The following is a 16,780-nucleotide window of genomic DNA, read 5'->3' as shown; positions in this document are numbered from 1 at the left end:
CGATAAGGATGAATATGACAATTCAACACGACATTGCATGGGAAAATTGGTCAGGTGCTCAGAAGTCGATCCCGAAGTCATTTACACAACCGAAAAATCTTGAGCAGTTAATGGAGGTGGTGCAATCCCAACCTAAGATTCGTATGGTTGGCGCAGGGCACTCTTTTAGCCCTTTGGCAAAAACCACAGATACCTTAGTAAGTTTAGATCATCTCAAAGGTATTCTAGATATCGATGCTGAACGCTGCCAAAGTACCGTCCAAGCTGGCACACGATTATTTGATTTGGGCGAGAAGCTCGCGTCTTTTGATCAGGCACTGATCAATCAAGGAGATATTGATCGTCAAAGTTTGGCTGGAGCTATCGCAACAGGGACACATGGCACAGGACTCGAATTGCCGTGTTTATCGGCACTGGTTAAGGGGTTTGAGTTATTAACCGCGCAGGGCGAGTTACTACAATGCAGTGCTGAACAGAACAGCGAAATTTTCCAAGCAGGGCGTGTTTCACTCGGGAGTTTAGGCGTGCTGACGCATGTACAGCTGCAAAATCGACCGATGTATAAACTCAAAGAACAGACGCGATTATGTCCACTGAACGATGTCATGCAGAATATGCAGCAATGGCAATATGAACATCGACATATTGAGTTCTGGGCATTTAGTCATGCCGATCAGGTTATTTTAAAAACCTTAGATGAGACGGAAGATAACCTTCAACCGCGGAAAGAACAGTGCTTAGATGACGACGTATTACTCAAATTTTGTGCAGAATTGACGCGATTATTTCCACCACTGAATCCATGGCTACAAAAATTATTAGGTGTTTTTGTCAAACCTTCGATGAACGTAGACTGGTCAAGTCGAATTTTTCCTTCTGCTCGAAATACCAAATTTAATGAGATGGAATACCAGATTCCGCTGCAACACGGGATGAATTGTTTAGAAGAAATTTTGCATACCCTTCGACGACATAAGGTTCCGATGTTTTTTCCGCTAGAATATCGACTTGTACGTGGAGATGATATTTGGCTCAGTCCGTTTTATCAGCAAGATTCGGCCTCAATTTCGGTGCATCAGTTCTATAAGCAAGATTATCAAGTCATCTTTAAGCTCGTGGAGCCGATTTTTTTAAAATATGGCGGGCGTCCGCATTGGGGGAAATTGCATAGCCTAAATGCGCGGCAGCTTCAAAATGTGTACCCCAAGTGGCAAGATTTTTTAAATATTCGACAAGAATTAGATCCGAAGCAAAAGTGGCTCAGTCCAGAGCTACAGCAGTTACTGATTGAATAAGCATCGTGGAACGTTAAACGTTGAAGACCAATTGAACGATATGAAAAAGGGGATGGCATGGATGCATATTTTCAAAAGTTGAATTCGCTGTTAAAACAAAATGGTACGGGGATGCCCCAGTTAATCGTGGATGTTGATGCATTAAATCACAACTTGGGGGTCACTCAGCAGCAAATGCCAGAGCGTCTGCATCCGCGCTTGGTGGTGAAATCCTTGGCGTGCATGGCTCTGCTTCAACACTGTGCTACACAGCTCAAGACACAGCGTTTCATGCTATTTCATTTTGCACATCTGAAAACACTTTTCGAGTCGATGCCACAAGCCGATGTGTTGTTTGGAAAACCGATGCCAATTCAGGCCTTGAAGCATGCAGACAAGGCAGTTTTGCAGGCCACGCAATCGCAAGTGCAATGGCTGATTGATAGTGAACAGCGTTTAGCCCAATACCTCAAATTTGCTGAGCAGCATCAACTGTGTCTACGCATCAATATTGAAATCGATGTGGGTTTACACCGCGGTGGTCTGAAAACGATCGATGAGCTAAAGGCTATTTTGGATGTAATCGTTCAACATCCTCAACATTTAAAATTTTCAGGATTGATGGGCTATGACGCACATGTGGCGAAGATTCCACGACTGATTCAATCTGCTGAACAGACTTATCAACAATCCCAGAAAAGTTATCAACAATTCAAAGCTTATGTACAACAGCGCTATCCAACTTTATGTGATGAACACACCTGTTGGAATGGTGGTGGTAGTCCTAGTTTTAGTTTTCATTATCAGCAGAGCGTCTGTAACGAAGTCTCGTTTGGCTCGATGTTATTAAAACCCGCAGATTTTGAACTGAAAAATTTACAAGCTTTCCAAAGTGCCTTGTGGCTCGCCACACCAGTGTTAAAAGTGTTGCCGCGGACTGAATTACCACAGTTAGAATGGCTCAGTCGTTGGGCAAAATCTCAGGCTGTGTTTATTTATGGAGGCTATTGGCGAGGGGACTATGTTTATCCTCAAGGCAGTCAGCCCCATGCATTATATGGTCGAAGTAGTAATCAGGAACTTGTGCAAATTCCGCAGACAAGTAGCATAGACATAGATGATTATATTTTTTTACGCCCTGCGCAAAGTGAAATGATCATCCCTCAATTTGCACAGCTTTGGTTGTATCAATCAGATCAATTGATCGCCTTAGAGACATTCAGAGAATAAAAAAGAGCCCGTATGGACTCTTTTTAGGTTCAATGGTTTTGAAAAAAGCTCATGATTTGAAGCTTACTCAAATCCACTGTAGTGAATACCCGTGAGGTTCGACATTTCTTTTTTCCATGTGGTCAGGTCATCTTTGCAGAATTGATTCAGATGATGATGTCCGCAGGCACGAGCCATGACTTGCATCAGTTCAACAGATGCATTTAGAAAATTCGCCAGTTGTTGTGCCGATTTGTCTATTTCTAAACGACGACGTAAATGATCTTGTTGTGTGGCAATGCCGACAGAACAATCATTGGTCTGACAGGCACGCATAGCTAAACAGCCAATGGCTTGCATGGCAGAGTTTGAAATCGCGATGGCATCTGCACCTAAAGCGAGTGCCTTAATAAAGTCAGCGGGTACACGAAGTCCACCTGTGATCACTAAACTAATATCTGACCGTCCTAAACGGTCTAAATGACGACGTGCTTGTGCAAGCGCAGGAATGGTTGGTACTGAGATATTGTCACGGAACAAGGTTGGGGCTGCACCTGTACCACCGCCACGTCCATCTAAAATAATATAGTCCACACCAATGCTCAGTGCTGCGTCAATATCACGTTCAATATGCTGTGCAGAGAGTTTATAGCCGATCGGGATATCGCCGGTTTCTACTCGGACATATTCTGCAAATTCACGGTATTGTGATAGATGCGTCCAGTCGGGGAAGGTTGCAGGAGAAATAGCAGCGGTGCCTTCTGGTAATTTACGTACTTCTGCAATTTTTCCAATCACTTTATGGCCTGGAAGATGTCCTCCCGTACCTGTTTTTGCAGCTTGACCGCCTTTAAAATGAAAGGCCTGACACTTTTTGACTTTTTCGATGTCATAGCCAAACGACCAGACGCGAGTTCATAAAAATAACGGGAGTTAGCCGCTTGTTCCTCAGTAAGCATTCCGCCTTCACCTGAGCAAATGCCTGTACCTGCAAGTTCAGCACCTGTTGCAAGGGCAACTTTGGCTTCTTGAGATAGCGCACCAAAACTCATATCTGACACAAACACGGGAATGTTGAGTTTTAAAGGTTTTTTAGCATTTGGGCCAATCACCACTTCGGTTGCTACGGGTGCATTATCTAACAATGGAATTTTCCACAGTTGTGCGGTGATCAGTTGAATATCATCCCATTTCGGAAGTTGATTGAAAGGCACGCCCATTGCCGCTGTCGGGCCATGATGTCCAAATTTACTTAAGCCATTTCGTGCGAGTTCCAAGATCAATTTATTATATGGTTCTTCTGGCGCGGGCGCGGAGTCAGCATATAGGCCTTGGTATTGATCACGCTTATATTGTTGAGGATTTCTTTTTTCCCACGCTTGAATTTCTTCAAGATCGACATACACCTGATCGCCTTCCACCCACGCTTTAAACTTTTGCAGATTTTTATTCAGATAACGTGGGTTGATGCCAGTTTTATAAATATAGTGAGAGCCATGCAGCCCACAGACGATTTTATCTCCTTGAATATGGGCATCGGCCATGAGTGCGCCGCGATGCTGACAGCGACCATACATGACCACGACTTGTTCTACATCATCATCTTCGAGCCGTAAGACCACAAGATCGACATTGGCTGCAAGGGCATAAGCGGGTTTGGAGCGGTTTTAAACTAGACCAAGATATAAGTGAATGTGCTTGCATGATACCTGCCTACATAGAGAGTTCAGTGGGTATAGGTGTTCGAAATTCGGAATAATTTTATGAATTAGAACGTGATTATTATGTTGACAGCATAAAGCGCATTTCGGCTGAAATCTGTTTGAATTATCAGGAGTCTTGTAAAAGGCGGCAGAAAAATCAACTTCTATGGGATTAGAGGTTTATTAAAGTTGGCAGGGCGTGTAAAATTTAGGTCGAATTTTATTTATCCACCGTTTTTATCTTTTGAGGGTCTCCCTCGATCATAATCTCGCGGTGACATGCTCCATTGTACGGGGCATCACTCCTTAAGGATTTTTATATGCCAATTATCACTTTGCCTAATGGCGATCAAAAAGAATTTGATCATGCCGTGTCTGTGATGGAAGTTGCTCAAAGCATCGGTCCTGGTCTAGCAAAAAATACAGTTGCGGGTCGTGTAAACGATCGTTTAGTTGATGCATCTGATTTAATTACAGAAGATGCTAGCCTACAAATTATCACGCCTAAAGATGAAGATGGTATTCACATCATTCGTCACTCTTGTGCGCATTTGGTAGGTCATGCAGTTAAGCAATTGTTCCCAGAAGCAAAGATGGTCATTGGTCCTGTCATTGAAGAAGGTTTCTACTATGACATCTGGATGCCACGTCCGTTTACTTTAGATGACATGGCAGCAATCGAAGAGCGCATGAAAAAGCTCATCGACCAAGACTATGATGTCATCAAAAAAATGACTCCACGTGATGAAGTGATCAAAGAGTTCACTGCACGCGGCGAAGAATACAAACTGCGTCTGATAGAAGACATGCCTGAAGAAACTGAAATGGGCTTGTACTATCATCAAGACTACTTGGATATGTGTCGTGGTCCGCACGTTCCAAATACTAAATTCTTAAAATCGTTCAAGTTGACTAAAATCTCTGGTGCTTACTGGCGCGGTGATGCGAAAAACGAACAGCTGCAACGTATTTACGGTACAGCTTGGGCTGACAAAAAACAGTTAGCTGCGTATATCAAACGTATTGAAGAAGCTGAAAAACGCGATCACCGTAAAATTGGTAAAGCGTTAGACTTGTTCCATATGCAAGAAGAAGCGCCGGGTATGGTGTTCTGGCATCCAAACGGCTGGACGATTTACCAAGTGCTTGAACAATACATGCGTAAAGTTCAACAAGCCAATGGTTACCAAGAAATCCGTACACCGCAAGTGGTTGATTTCACGCTTTGGGAAAAATCAGGTCACGCAGCAAACTATGCTGAAAACATGTTTACGACTCACTCAGAGAACCGTAACTATGCAGTAAAACCAATGAACTGCCCATGTCACGTGCAAGTCTTCAACCAAGGTTTAAAATCTTACCGTGACCTGCCAATCCGTTTAGCTGAGTTTGGTTCATGTCACCGTAACGAACCATCGGGTTCATTACACGGTATTATGCGTGTACGTGGCTTTACACAAGATGATGCGCATATCTTCTGTACGAAAGAACAAATCGGTACTGAAGTTGCAGACTTCATTAAATTGACTTTAGATGTTTATAAAGACTTTGGTTTTGAAGAAGTTCAAATGAAATTGTCGACGCGTCCAGAAAAACGTGTAGGTGATGACAAACTTTGGGACATGGCGGAAAAATCTTTAGCAGATGCTTTAGATGCTGCAGGCCTAGAGTGGGAACTTCAACCGGGTGAAGGTGCATTCTACGGTCCGAAAATTGAATTCTCACTCAAAGACTGCTTAGGTCGTGTATGGCAGTGCGGTACAATTCAATGTGACTTTAACTTACCAGAACGTCTTGACGCATCTTATGTGACTGAAGATAACGACCGTGATCAGCCTGTAATGTTGCACCGTGCAATTCTTGGCAGTTTCGAGCGTTTTATTGGTATACTTATTGAACACTATGCTGGTTTCATGCCACCTTGGTTGTCTCCAATTCAAGCATGTGTGATGAACATTACCGATTCACAAGCTGAAGCATGTGAGTCAGTCGTCGCTAAACTTAAAGAAAGCGGTATCCGCGCGATTTCAGACTTGAGAAATGAGAAAATCGGCTTTAAGATTCGTGAACGTACTTTAGAGCGTATTCCTTACTTATTGGTTCTTGGGGACCGTGAAGTTGAGGAAGGTACTGTAAACGTCCGTACTCGCTCTGGAAAAAATTTGGGTACTATGTCAATTGATGCATTCGTTGACCTAGTAAAAGCAGCCGTAGCCGAACGCGGCCGGTACATTGTGGAGTAAAAGCGATTAAACAGCCTGACCGTAATCAACAGGGCGGAAAGTCAAACCGTCCTGCCTTGAATGATGAAATTCGTGCAAAAGAAGTCCGTCTAGTAGACGAAAATGGCGAGCAAAAAGGGATTGTATCTCTTGCTGACGCTTTGCGTGCTGCAGAAGCAGTAGATCTTGACCTTGTTGAGATCGTTGCCAATGCTGAGCCACCAGTCTGCAAAATCATGGATTTCAACAAGCATTTGTTTGATCTAAAACAAAAGCAAAAAGAAGCGAAGAAAAAACAACATCAAGTACAGGTGAAAGAAATCAAGCTACGCCCTGGTACTGATGTTGGTGACTACAACGTTAAACTACGTGCCATTATCAAGTTCCTTGAAGAAGGCAATAAGGTAAAAATCACGCTTCGTTTCCGTGGTCGTGAAATGGCACACCAACAGTTAGGTTTGGCTCAATTGCAAAAAATTGAAGCTGACGTGGTTGACTATGGTGTTGTTGAACAAACACCAAAAATGGAAGGCCGTCAAATGGGTATGCTACTTGGTCCTAAAAAGAAAAAGTAAGTATCCATTAAAAAAGCACTGCATTTGCAGTGCTTTTTTTTGCCTATATTTTGGTTTTTAATCTCAATGATGTTCAAGGGCACAAATAATTTTTGCTGCGTATTGATTGGAAAATAGAGCAAAATTCATGAATGCGAACTTATGTCTGAGAGTATTAAGTAAGTTTCTTTAAGAAAGACAAATTTGATTATATTTTAATTGATATTCAATCGTTGTTTCGATTCAGACGTTTTGAAATGCTTTAATTTAGTTTTAATGTAGGTATAAAGTGAGCAAAGCTTTTTATTGAGCTAACTATGTGAGATCTATTTACATAAAACAGGCCGTGAAATAGGGGTTTTCAGTACCCTCCAATAGATTTTCATCTTGGTAATATTAGGTCGTATATTCCATGTCATAAAAGCAATCAGAACAAAGTACATTTCATATAAATAGATAGTAATACAGAGTAGGATTATTTTTTGCAAGATACGCCAAAATTTAAAAAGAGTAGATGAGCAGCTTGTAAGCCAGACCCACCAAGGATTCATTAAAAACACCTATATGGAGTATTTAGTTTGGAATAAAAAATCAGAACATAAAATTTGCAATCTAGACACTATATTTTTGAGATGGGATGATTTTAATTCTTTTTTATCATGTTACGAATTTAACTATTTTTTCAAAAAAAAGACCCCGAAGGGTCTTTTTTTATGAGGGTTTACTCAGCGCTATTTTCTTGGACAGGACTTTCTATCAATGCCTTTTTGCCAATTGGAATTTGGCGTGGTAGTTTTTCTTCAGGAATAATACGCTGTAAGTCCACTGTCAATAAACCATTTTCATATAGGGCTTGTTGCACTTCTATATGTTCATCTAAGCGTAAAGACAGTTTAAATGTACGACGAGCAATGCCTTTATGCAGGAATTCCACAGTTGTATCTTGCGCTTCAGTTGGTTTACCTGAAATGCTTAGCACTTGATTTTCTAAGTTTAGCGAAAGTTCATCTTCTGTAAAACCTGCGGTTGCCACCACAATGCGATAGCTATTTTCAGCCGTTTTTTCAATATTGTATGGCGGGTAATTTGGTGTGTCGCTTTGCATGGCATAATCAAATAAATCGTTGAAACGATCAAAACCAATGCTACGACGGAAAAGTGGGTTAAGATTTAAACTACTCATAATTAGAACTCTCTTTAATAAGCAAAGTTGTAACAATAAGAAATGTTCAGTGATGCTTGGCATCCACTGTTCACTAACAAGATCGTTTGATCCTTGTACATGTATCAATATCGGTCTGTGCTGATTTTTTTCAAGGGATTTTTATAAAAAAATTATATTTTTTGAATTTTTGTACCTTAAGTGATTTTAAAAGCAAAGTGATAATTCACATTTTAACGTTACTTTGCAGAAAAACTGACAAGCTTTCACTGGATTAAACATGTTATACATAAAGCAAAATGAGATTGCCTTACTGAAAATTAAAAAGGAATATAGATGATTGATCTCTACTATTGGGGTACACCCAATGGACATAAAATTACCATCGCTTTAGAAGAAATGGGTTTGGAATACCAAATTTTTCCGATTAATATCTTGGAAAATGATCAATTTCAGCCAGACTTTTTGAGAATTTCTCCGAACAATAAAATCCCTGCAATCGTGGATCAGAATGGCCCACGAGGAGAGTCAATTTCAGTTTTTGAGTCTGGTGCGATTCTGCAATATCTTGGACGTAAAACAGGTTTGTTTTATCCAGAAGATGAGTTTGAGCGCGTTGAAGTTGAACAATGGTTGATGTGGCAAATGGGTGGTTTTGGGCCCATGTTAGGACAAAATCATCATTTTAGTCGTTTTGCACCTGAACGTATTCCGTATGCAATTGAACGTTATGTAAATGAATCTAAACGCTTATATAAAGTTTTGAACCATCAGTTGATTGGTCAAAAATTTGTGGCTGGAGAGTATTCGATTGCAGATATGGCTATTCTGCCTTGGGCACTGCGTCATGAATGGCAGCAAATTCAGTTGGAAGATTATCCATACGTGAAAGACTATATCGATCGACTGACGGCCCGTCCAGCGGTACAAAAAGCCTTAGCAATACACGTTTAAAAAAAGAGCATGGAAACATGCTTTTTTTTTATGAAATAAATAGAAGCTTTTTCCACCAAGGTCTTTGGTTTTCTTTCAGGGGCTTGAGTGAGAAGGGCTGTACGGCAACAAAGGGGGAGGCTACACCATTTTCGATATAAGGTTTGAACTTGGCACGTAAAAGTGACTGTTCAACCCGCTTATCAATGTGCGTGAGTCCAGAGCTTTTGATTAATTCAGCTTTTTTAACTTCGCCAGTGGCTAAAACATACAATTTAAAACTAAGGTCACGATTTTGATTGCCCAGATCGTCATTGTTGAAGTTAAAGATAGGTCGCTTTTGCCAAATCATTTGATCTTGTGTAATCACGTGTTGTTTGGCAACTTCAGAAGGACTTTGTGCATATAAAGCGGTCAAAATTTGTAATAACACAATAAAACTTAAGCAAAGAATTTTTTTCATAAAGTGAGTTAAAATTATTCAATATTTGCGTGGCAGATTAGAAGTCTCATGTATAAAAGTAAAGTGCGGAAAGACTCACCTTAAGATTTTAGATAGGACGGAAGAAAATTCTAACGCTGTGTTAGAATGCGGCGCTGCCGAAAAGAACGCGTTGTTGACGGCTTAGTTGGACGATTTTGCGATGAAAGACTTTTTCTTAAATTTTACCCGTATTGTTGAAAATAACCCAAGAATCTATTGGAGTATTATTTTTGGTATTGCAGGCTGCTTAGTGCTATTTGTCGCTGAAATTGTGCATGTTCAAAATATTCTTGCAGATTTACATACCAAAGATCAAAACTTGATGCGAGCTGCGATTGAACCGATTTCTTCACAATATAAATGGTCGAGAATCGTTGTAATTGTTGCAGCAGTGCTTTGGTCAAATTTTGAATATTTGAAGTCGAAGAAAAAATTAGGTCTCTAAGCATTCGTTTCGATGTGGTCGTTTTTAGTTTTATTCTTCGCGGCATTTGGGGCTGCGACCTTACTTCCTTTACAGTCCGAAGCCGTATTGCTCGGCTTGTTGAGCTATGGTCAACATAATCCATGGCTGCTGATTGTGGTGGCCAGCATTGGTAATATTCTCGGTTCTTGTGTGAATTGGTGGCTCGGTTTAAAAGTAGAACATTATAAAAATAAAACATGGTTTCCCGTGTCAGAGCTGAAAATGCAGCAGGCACAGGGTATTTATCACAAATATGGTTATTGGTCTTTGCTACTGAGTTGGCTGCCGATTATTGGAGACCCAATTACTTTAATCGCGGGTTTAATGAAAGAAAACTTCTGGCGATTTTTCACACTGGTCAGTATCGCCAAAATTGGACGTTATCTGTTTATCTACGGGCTATTTTTTCAATTACATTGAATATTTTTCAGCTGAATGCGCTCTTTAAATTGAATTTTAAAGATCTGATAAAACTTACGTGGCGCTTCGATTTTTGCCAGTTCAAATTTCTTTAATAGCAAGCGGGCAATTGGATCACTTGGACTTTGTATTAAACGAATATCGGAAATTTGGTTCTTACGATCTACGCTAAAACTAAAATCTATGCTGAATTGTTTTGCTTCAGATTCCGTCATCGGCAGCTTCATTGCGGGGACGTCTTTGTATTGAAATGTTCTATGTTGGCCAGACTGTTGGAGCTGCAAGCCCTCGGGCTCAAAATCAGCCCAGCAGGTTTTGATGGGCTTTCTTTTTGGTGTTTTACGTGTCGATGAATAGTCATCAGCATTAAATTCAAATGGCTGCGTCGCTCGGAAGGGATAGCTGATGCCCGAATCTATATAAGGCCTGAAGCGTGCCTTTTTTACCGCGTTAATGACCATATCATCCAAATCTGGCAAGCCTGAACTGGTGATGATTTTGACTGCGGTTATGTTGCCCGAGTTGTCTGCATCAATTGCGACATTGACAAATCTAGGGCGTCCTTCCAGATCTCCTGGCTCAAATTTAACTTTGGGTGCGCGCATCCAGCTGACAGGTCTGTCTTGCAATATTTTTACTTCGCTGGCGGGCGCAGTCTCAGCGGCAGCATACTGCGAGCACATCACTGTGCTTGCACAGAGCATTAGACCTATTGCTGTATATTGTTTCAACATAGTCATTCCATCAGTGCGCGGCACGCCAATGCATTATTTTAGTGCCGCTAAAAATTGAGATTATGAGCAGCCATTCACTTTAAATTGAATTTCATCTTTAAAGTTCGACTTTTTATAGATCCAAAGGGTGCTCGCAGTACGTTTAACCGAGATCTGACTATTTCTTAGTGCTTCAACGACTTTCTGATCGAGTGCATAAATGCCAGAGCCTTGCTTGATCTTCACCTTTTTCACTTGTCCGTGTTTGTCCACTTTAAAGTTAAATTTGACTTTACGATCGTGCTGTTTCAACTCATGACTAGTGAGATCTAATTTTGGTTGAGATACATATTGGAATGGCGTTTTCTTATTTGCACTTTGTGCATTCCAAACTTTTGAATCAAAGTTGAAATCACATTCAGGCGTATTGCCTTTAACTCTCAAATTAAACGCTTGATAGCCAATAATGGCTTTGGATTCACCATTTTCTAAATGTGGCTTGACTTTAGCTTTTTTGACAGCAGCAATTAAGATTCGGTCGAGTTGATCGACCCCTGTACTTTCTTCAACACTTGCATCGGTAATTGTACCTTTTGCATTCGCTGTGACACGAATAATGGCCGCGCGGTCACGTTGCTTGAGGTCTTCATTGGCATATACTGGTTTTGGAAAAACCGACCAATTTAAACGCGTGGTTAAATGCGCAGGAGCAACTTCAATATTCTGTGCCGGAAGTTGATGGGTTTTGGTTGAAGCACTAAACGCTGTAGAAAATGGAGCGCAGGCCAAAAGGGTTAAGCACAGATATTGTTTCATAAGTCTATTCTAAGATCACAATGTGAGTGATGAATGCGTCGATATTGCTGCGCAGTATTTCCTGTATTGGAAATACTGGCAAGGTTTAAATGGAAAATATGCCATTATTTTTTTGACTGATGGATAATGTCGATCCCAAACAAGTCACGGGTTTTTGCCCAACTGATCGCAACTACAGCCATGGTCATACAGCCACCAAAAAGTGTCGCCATGATCGTACCTATATATTTTGCTGCAAGTCCCGATTCAAAAGCTCCAAGTTCATTACTACTGGAGACAAACATGCCATTGACCGCGGCTACACGGCCACGCATATTTTCAGGTGGATAGAGCTGTAAAATCGTTTGACGCACGACGACAGAAACACTGTCACATGCACCAGTCATTGCCAGTGCAAAGAGTGATAACCAAAGATTGCTTGAAAATGCGAATAAAATGGTAAATACACCAAAACCCGCTACAGCCAATAACATATTACGCCATGCATGATGAGTTGGAGGGAATTTGGTCAATGCAATCATGGTGATCAGGGCGCCAATAGACGGTGCTGCCCGTAAGTAGCCTAAACCTTCAGGCCCCACTTTTAAAATATCTTCGGCAAAAATCGGTAAGAGGGCAATCACGCCACCAAAAAGCACAGAAACTAAATCGAGTGAAATCGCCCAAAGGACAATTTTGGTTTTCCAGATAAATCGAAAACCTTCACTTAAACTATCTTTTAAATTGTCAGATTCAATTTTAGGAAAACTGCGTTTATTGAGTAGGTTAATGAGAACGAAGCAGACCGTTAGTAGCGCCGCAACACTGAGTAAGCTGGTTTCACGGCCTAAAAATGCCAACATAAAACCGCCAAGCATTGGCCCAATAATCACCCCACTTTGCCAACCAATCGTTGTCCATGTTGCACCATTGGCATAGAGCTCCCGCGGGATTAAAAAAGGTTTAAGCGACGTTGCCGAGGGATTATAGAAACCACGGATCGTTCCAAGCCCAAAAATGACCGCATAAATTCCCCAAGACAGTTGGGTGACATCAATTTGGCCGAGACCATATTGGTGAAATAACCCCCAAAGAATTAGTGGCATAGGTACAGAAAAAAACAGACAAATTTTCATAATGGTCTGTTTATTGAAACGATCTGCAAAGTATCCTCCCCACAAAGAGAGAGCAATAAAAGGAATTGCTTCAGCTAAACCAATTAAGCCCAGTGTTAGCGGGTCTTTAGTGATTTGATACAGTGAGTAAGCAACAATAATTTCTTGAATCAAAATGGCTAAGGTCAGACAAAATTGATTAAGCGTAACAATCGAGAAATCCCGATAACGTAGGGCTGCAAAAGCATCCTGTGCAGGTTTCATAATGGACATTAATAGTTGGCGTGCCGACATTATATAAGCCTTATTGGGCATCGCTTATAAAATCATCGGAAAATCTATATCAGAAAATTAATTAAGTTCGATATTCGGTAGAAAGATTCGCTTTTGTTTTGAGCAAAGATGCTTTAGAATACTCGCTCCCTTACCTGCAGGGCGTCTTTGCAATGGTGCAGACGTGCCGAACAGGTGTTCAAAAGAGGTTCTTATGCCTAAGATGAAAACTCGCCGTGGTGCAGCTAAACGCTTCAAGCCAACTGCAAACGGTTTTAAACGTCACCAAGCGTTCAAACGACACATTTTGACCAAAAAATCTGCTAAGCGTATCCGTCAATTACGCGGCTGTGTAATGGTTCACGTAAGTGACGTTGCTTCAGTTCGCCGTATGTGCCCATACATCTAAGGAGATTATAAATGGCTCGTGTTAAACGTGGTGTACAGGCTCATCGCCGTCATAAAAAAATTCTTGCTCGTGCTAAAGGTTACTACGGCGCTCGTTCACGCGTATATCGCGTAGCGTTCCAAGCAGTAATCAAAGCAGGTCAATATGCTTACCGTGACCGTCGTCAAAAGAAACGTCAATTCCGTGCTCTATGGATTGCGCGTATCAATGCCGGTGCTCGTCAAAATGGTTTGTCGTACAGCCGTATGATCGCTGGCTTGAAAAAAGCTCAAGTGATTATCGACCGTCGCGTACTTGCTGACATCGCTATGCATGACGCAGTTGCGTTTGCTGCTTTAGCTTCTAAAGCTAAAGATGCATTAGCTGCATAAGTCTTTATGACTTAAAAAGGGACCGCTTTTAGCGGTCTTTTTTTGGGCTTTAAATTCTTATGTAAGCTTAACCAATATTAATCGGTTTTTGTTTTAAGCTGGACATAAGCAAGGTCTCGGTGCTGAAAATGATAGTTATGCCAATGATAATAAATGGGAAATTCATAAATTGCATTTATTTTAAAGTGCGTGTTGTAGAAAGGTGTTTTGGGTAAAATATGAAAAGTTTGCTGGTTGTCTAATAACAACCATTTCTGACCATCTGCATCCATTGAGAGTAATTGCGCATCGGTCATTTTATGAGTGCCAAAATGCAAAGCATAATAACTATGCAATACCGGCATTAGAAAAAAGCTCAGGCTCAGCGTTAAAAATGTACTGGACAGCACGCTTCCTGTAAACGCCATTTTGGGAATATCTTTTTGTATCCACAATACGCTTGGAATGAAAATCAGCAGAAAAATAATGGCCAAACACAGCAAAACCGGATAATTGGAAATGTAAAAGAACTGCGCTTGCGCGTTTAAATATAAGCCCAAAATACCAATAGGAACGCTGCCGATAATCAGGTAGGCGATCCGCGGGCTGATCTTGGTTTGCAGAATTAAATTTTGCAGATCTTCTTGAGAAAGCGTCAGCGCCGCAATCTCATCCTGAAAATTATAATATTGTTTGAGTATTTGAATCAGCTGCCCTTTTTCATGTTCACTTAAGCATGCAAGGTGCAGTTGAGATTGAACATTTTTAAGGGGGAAGAATAAAAGCTGTGGATTTTCTTTGTTGGCAGTCTGATAAATAGGACGCTGCAGCCATGAGATCCGTTTTGGGCGTTTTATACCAAGAATGGCAAATTGACAGTATTCTACCTCCTGCCGCTGAATGAATGTGCTGAGAGGTATTTTCCACAAGCGGTAATAAATTTTATCAGGCGTAATGACCAGTTTAATCTGCGTTTTTAAGTAATCAATGACAATTATAGATACGATGTAGAGCAGGATCAGCTGGGCATGATCGGCTTGCAGCTTGTAAATCGGGAAATTTTTTAGGGTGAATTGCAGGTATTCAATCACTATGCTGACGTTAAGCGGTTGAGCTTGATCTCTAAACCATTTGAAAAAAGGTATAATAAAGACCATCGCAATGCCTAGTAAAATAAGCATTAAAATTGTTGGCCATGAAATCAGCGGTTTTTTAGCATAAATGTCAAATTCTGTTTTCATAAAGTCTCATAATAATTATGTTGAAATTTTATATTTAAGTGTTTGGTTACTATATTTAAATTTTGAATATTTGATCGATGCTTAGCGCTAAATTATATCTGAAAATGAATAGGCTAGGTAGGTGCTGCGCCCCGAGCCACGGTTTCTGCGTATTATGTCGTGATTTCAATGTTTAGCTTCGATCTTGTTGCCTGGCCGGTTTGTTTAATGCTCAGTTGAAGGCCCGCACATGCACACGGCGCTTTTCGCTCAGAACGGGAAGGTATTTATATTGCGCATGTTCATCATAATTGCGGGCAGAATTAATTCATTCATCTGGGGACAGCTAGAATCTGTTTTTTTTATAAGGCGTGCAGATAGGGGGGACGGCCATAAATGAATGGATAAATACCAACTGAAAAATTATTGGATCAATATAGTCTGTGAAAAGTGTGTTTTTATACTGCAATTGAACCTGACTTTATCAATATCGATGCAGATCTTTTGGATTATCATGAAGAATAAAAGTTAACCTACAGATCCAATGCTGTTATCTTGGAGTAGATTCACCAGACTCAAGTAGATCATCATGACAATGAAAAGAATAAATGTAGTCGGTACATCGGCCACTGGAAAATCAACCTTTTCCAGAGCTTTGGCGGAAAAATTAGGGTTACATTATATTGAACTGGATAACCTATTTTGGCTGGATGATTGGCAGGAGTGTCCTGACGAAATCTTTTTTGCACGTATCGAAGCTGAAATTGCCAAAGCAAAAAATGGTTATGTTATTGATGGCAATTATACTCGGGCGATTCCTGTTAAATGGTCTGAAATAGATACGGTGATATGGTTAGACCTTCCGTTTCCAGTCAATCTATACCGCTCTGTAAAGCGCGCAATTTCTCGGGCTAAGTCCAAACAAGATCTTTGGCCAGATTCAAATAATCAGGAAAGTTTCTGGCGGATGTTTGGTCGAGATTCCATTGTCTGGTGGATGATTAAGACCCATAAAACGAATCGTGAAAAATATCTACAGATGATGAATGCACCTGAATATCAACATATTCAATGGATTCGTTTAAAGTCTGCAAATGCAGTTGATGCATTTTTAGAACAATTGGACTCTTATGTTTTTGATGTTTAAGTTTTGATGTTTTATCAATAAAAAAGTGCAGTTAAGTTACAGAAATAATCTTTATACCGCGCTTTGCGCCATGCCTAATGTATGGATAGAAAAGAACAAAAGGAAAATAAAATGTTGGCTGAAATAGTTGGTATGGGTCAAGGTAGCATTACTGTAGAGCTCGAAATGATTCCCCGCAAAGGTGAGGCAGTCAAAATCATGTATGGTGCAGACGCAGAGCTTGAGGGTGAAGTAGTCTCGGTCAGTCATTATATTAATCAACATGCCGATCAGCATCGCGTTCGATTAGAAATTCGTCCGTTTAATTATTTAACGACCTCATAATTTTGAG

17 protein-coding genes and 1 pseudogene are annotated in these 16,780 nt (G+C 40.7%); 11 read left to right on the top strand and 7 right to left on the bottom strand.

The window, feature by feature from the left end:
• Positions 1 to 14 precede the first annotated feature (14 nt).
• Positions 15 to 1,295, top strand: a complete 1,281-nt coding sequence (locus tag FTT76_RS03035) for a D-arabinono-1,4-lactone oxidase (RefSeq protein WP_180190126.1) — start codon at positions 15 to 17, stop codon at positions 1,293 to 1,295.
• Positions 1,296 to 1,352: 57 nt separating this feature from the next.
• Positions 1,353 to 2,504, top strand: a complete 1,152-nt coding sequence (locus tag FTT76_RS03030) for an alanine racemase (protein ID WP_180159982.1) — start codon at positions 1,353 to 1,355, stop codon at positions 2,502 to 2,504.
• Positions 2,505 to 2,567: 63 nt separating this feature from the next.
• Here the strand turns inward: FTT76_RS03030 and FTT76_RS17590 are convergent.
• Positions 2,568 to 4,105 (bottom strand): annotated as a pseudogene (locus FTT76_RS17590) (glutamate synthase-related protein).
• A 401-nt stretch (positions 4,106 to 4,506) separates the two neighbouring features.
• Here FTT76_RS17590 and thrS point away from each other — a divergent pair.
• A complete protein-coding gene (gene thrS, locus FTT76_RS03020) occupies positions 4,507 to 6,429 on the top strand; it encodes a threonine--tRNA ligase (RefSeq protein WP_078189589.1) in 1,923 nt (640 codons plus the stop codon).
• A 5-nt stretch (positions 6,430 to 6,434) separates the two neighbouring features.
• Positions 6,435 to 6,983 carry a translation initiation factor IF-3 gene (gene infC, locus FTT76_RS03015; RefSeq protein WP_078192643.1) on the top strand — a complete coding sequence of 183 codons (549 nt, stop codon included), beginning with the start codon at positions 6,435 to 6,437 and terminating at the stop codon, positions 6,981 to 6,983.
• Between the two features lie 700 nt (positions 6,984 to 7,683).
• On the opposite strand, the gene FTT76_RS03010 is transcribed toward infC, so the two are convergent.
• Positions 7,684 to 8,145 (bottom strand): Hsp20 family protein, encoded by a 462-nt coding sequence (locus tag FTT76_RS03010; protein WP_168378471.1) that lies wholly within the window; start codon positions 8,143 to 8,145, stop codon positions 7,684 to 7,686.
• A 315-nt stretch (positions 8,146 to 8,460) separates the two neighbouring features.
• On the opposite strand from FTT76_RS03010, the gene FTT76_RS03005 reads away from it, so the two are divergent.
• Complete coding sequence (locus FTT76_RS03005) at positions 8,461 to 9,078, top strand: glutathione S-transferase N-terminal domain-containing protein (protein ID WP_180190019.1); 618 nt, start codon at positions 8,461 to 8,463, stop codon at positions 9,076 to 9,078.
• A 28-nt stretch (positions 9,079 to 9,106) separates the two neighbouring features.
• On the opposite strand, the gene FTT76_RS03000 is transcribed toward FTT76_RS03005, so the two are convergent.
• Positions 9,107 to 9,490, bottom strand: coding sequence for an energy transducer TonB (locus tag FTT76_RS03000; RefSeq protein WP_180190018.1), 384 nt, complete (start codon positions 9,488 to 9,490; stop codon positions 9,107 to 9,109).
• A 211-nt stretch (positions 9,491 to 9,701) separates the two neighbouring features.
• On the opposite strand from FTT76_RS03000, the gene FTT76_RS02995 reads away from it, so the two are divergent.
• Together FTT76_RS02995 and FTT76_RS02990 are read left to right on the top strand one after the other, a co-directional pair.
• Positions 9,702 to 9,986 carry a hypothetical protein gene (locus tag FTT76_RS02995; RefSeq protein ID WP_078192639.1) on the top strand — a complete coding sequence of 95 codons (285 nt, stop codon included), beginning with the start codon at positions 9,702 to 9,704 and terminating at the stop codon, positions 9,984 to 9,986.
• A 12-nt stretch (positions 9,987 to 9,998) separates the two neighbouring features.
• Positions 9,999 to 10,427 carry a YqaA family protein gene (locus tag FTT76_RS02990; protein ID WP_111884728.1) on the top strand — a complete coding sequence of 143 codons (429 nt, stop codon included), beginning with the start codon at positions 9,999 to 10,001 and terminating at the stop codon, positions 10,425 to 10,427.
• Here the strand turns inward: FTT76_RS02990 and FTT76_RS02985 are convergent.
• The 3 genes from FTT76_RS02985 to FTT76_RS02975 all read right to left on the bottom strand — a co-directional run bounded on the left by FTT76_RS02985 (position 10,415) and on the right by FTT76_RS02975 (position 13,314).
• Positions 10,415 to 11,161 carry an energy transducer TonB gene (locus FTT76_RS02985; RefSeq protein ID WP_180190017.1) on the bottom strand — a complete coding sequence of 249 codons (747 nt, stop codon included), beginning with the start codon at positions 11,159 to 11,161 and terminating at the stop codon, positions 10,415 to 10,417. The two genes, FTT76_RS02990 and FTT76_RS02985, sit on opposite strands and share 13 nt — an antisense overlap.
• Positions 11,162 to 11,221: 60 nt before the next feature.
• Complete coding sequence (locus FTT76_RS02980; RefSeq protein WP_180190016.1) at positions 11,222 to 11,956, bottom strand: energy transducer TonB; 735 nt, start codon at positions 11,954 to 11,956, stop codon at positions 11,222 to 11,224.
• 104 nt (positions 11,957 to 12,060) lie between these two features.
• Positions 12,061 to 13,314 carry an MFS transporter gene (locus tag FTT76_RS02975; RefSeq protein ID WP_180190125.1) on the bottom strand — a complete coding sequence of 418 codons (1,254 nt, stop codon included), beginning with the start codon at positions 13,312 to 13,314 and terminating at the stop codon, positions 12,061 to 12,063.
• A 223-nt stretch (positions 13,315 to 13,537) separates the two neighbouring features.
• Here FTT76_RS02975 and rpmI point away from each other — a divergent pair, with 223 nt between their 5' ends.
• On the top strand, positions 13,538 to 13,732 hold the full coding sequence (rpmI, locus tag FTT76_RS02970; protein ID WP_065994397.1) for a 50S ribosomal protein L35: 195 nt from the start codon (positions 13,538 to 13,540) through the stop codon (positions 13,730 to 13,732).
• A gap of 11 nt (positions 13,733 to 13,743) precedes the next feature.
• A complete protein-coding gene (gene rplT / locus FTT76_RS02965; RefSeq protein WP_004647525.1) occupies positions 13,744 to 14,103 on the top strand; it encodes a 50S ribosomal protein L20 in 360 nt (119 codons plus the stop codon).
• A gap of 77 nt (positions 14,104 to 14,180) precedes the next feature.
• On the opposite strand, the gene FTT76_RS02960 is transcribed toward rplT, so the two are convergent.
• Positions 14,181 to 15,323, bottom strand: coding sequence for a hypothetical protein (locus FTT76_RS02960; protein ID WP_180011779.1), 1,143 nt, complete (start codon positions 15,321 to 15,323; stop codon positions 14,181 to 14,183).
• 574 nt (positions 15,324 to 15,897) lie between these two features.
• Between FTT76_RS02960 and FTT76_RS02955 the strand changes: the two genes are divergently transcribed.
• Entirely contained in the window at positions 15,898 to 16,449 is a 552-nt protein-coding gene (locus FTT76_RS02955; protein ID WP_180190015.1) for an AAA family ATPase, read from the top strand.
• A 111-nt stretch (positions 16,450 to 16,560) separates the two neighbouring features.
• Positions 16,561 to 16,773: a hypothetical protein gene (locus FTT76_RS02950; RefSeq protein ID WP_111884721.1), complete on the top strand. Its 213-nt coding sequence runs from the start codon at positions 16,561 to 16,563 to the stop codon at positions 16,771 to 16,773.
• Positions 16,774 to 16,780 lie beyond the last annotated feature (7 nt).

It is taken from the genome of Acinetobacter sp. YH01009 (assembly GCF_013420765.1).
In the GTDB taxonomy this organism is placed as follows: domain Bacteria; phylum Pseudomonadota; class Gammaproteobacteria; order Pseudomonadales; family Moraxellaceae; genus Acinetobacter; species Acinetobacter amyesii.
This window is presented reverse-complemented; position numbering and strand designations above follow the sequence as displayed.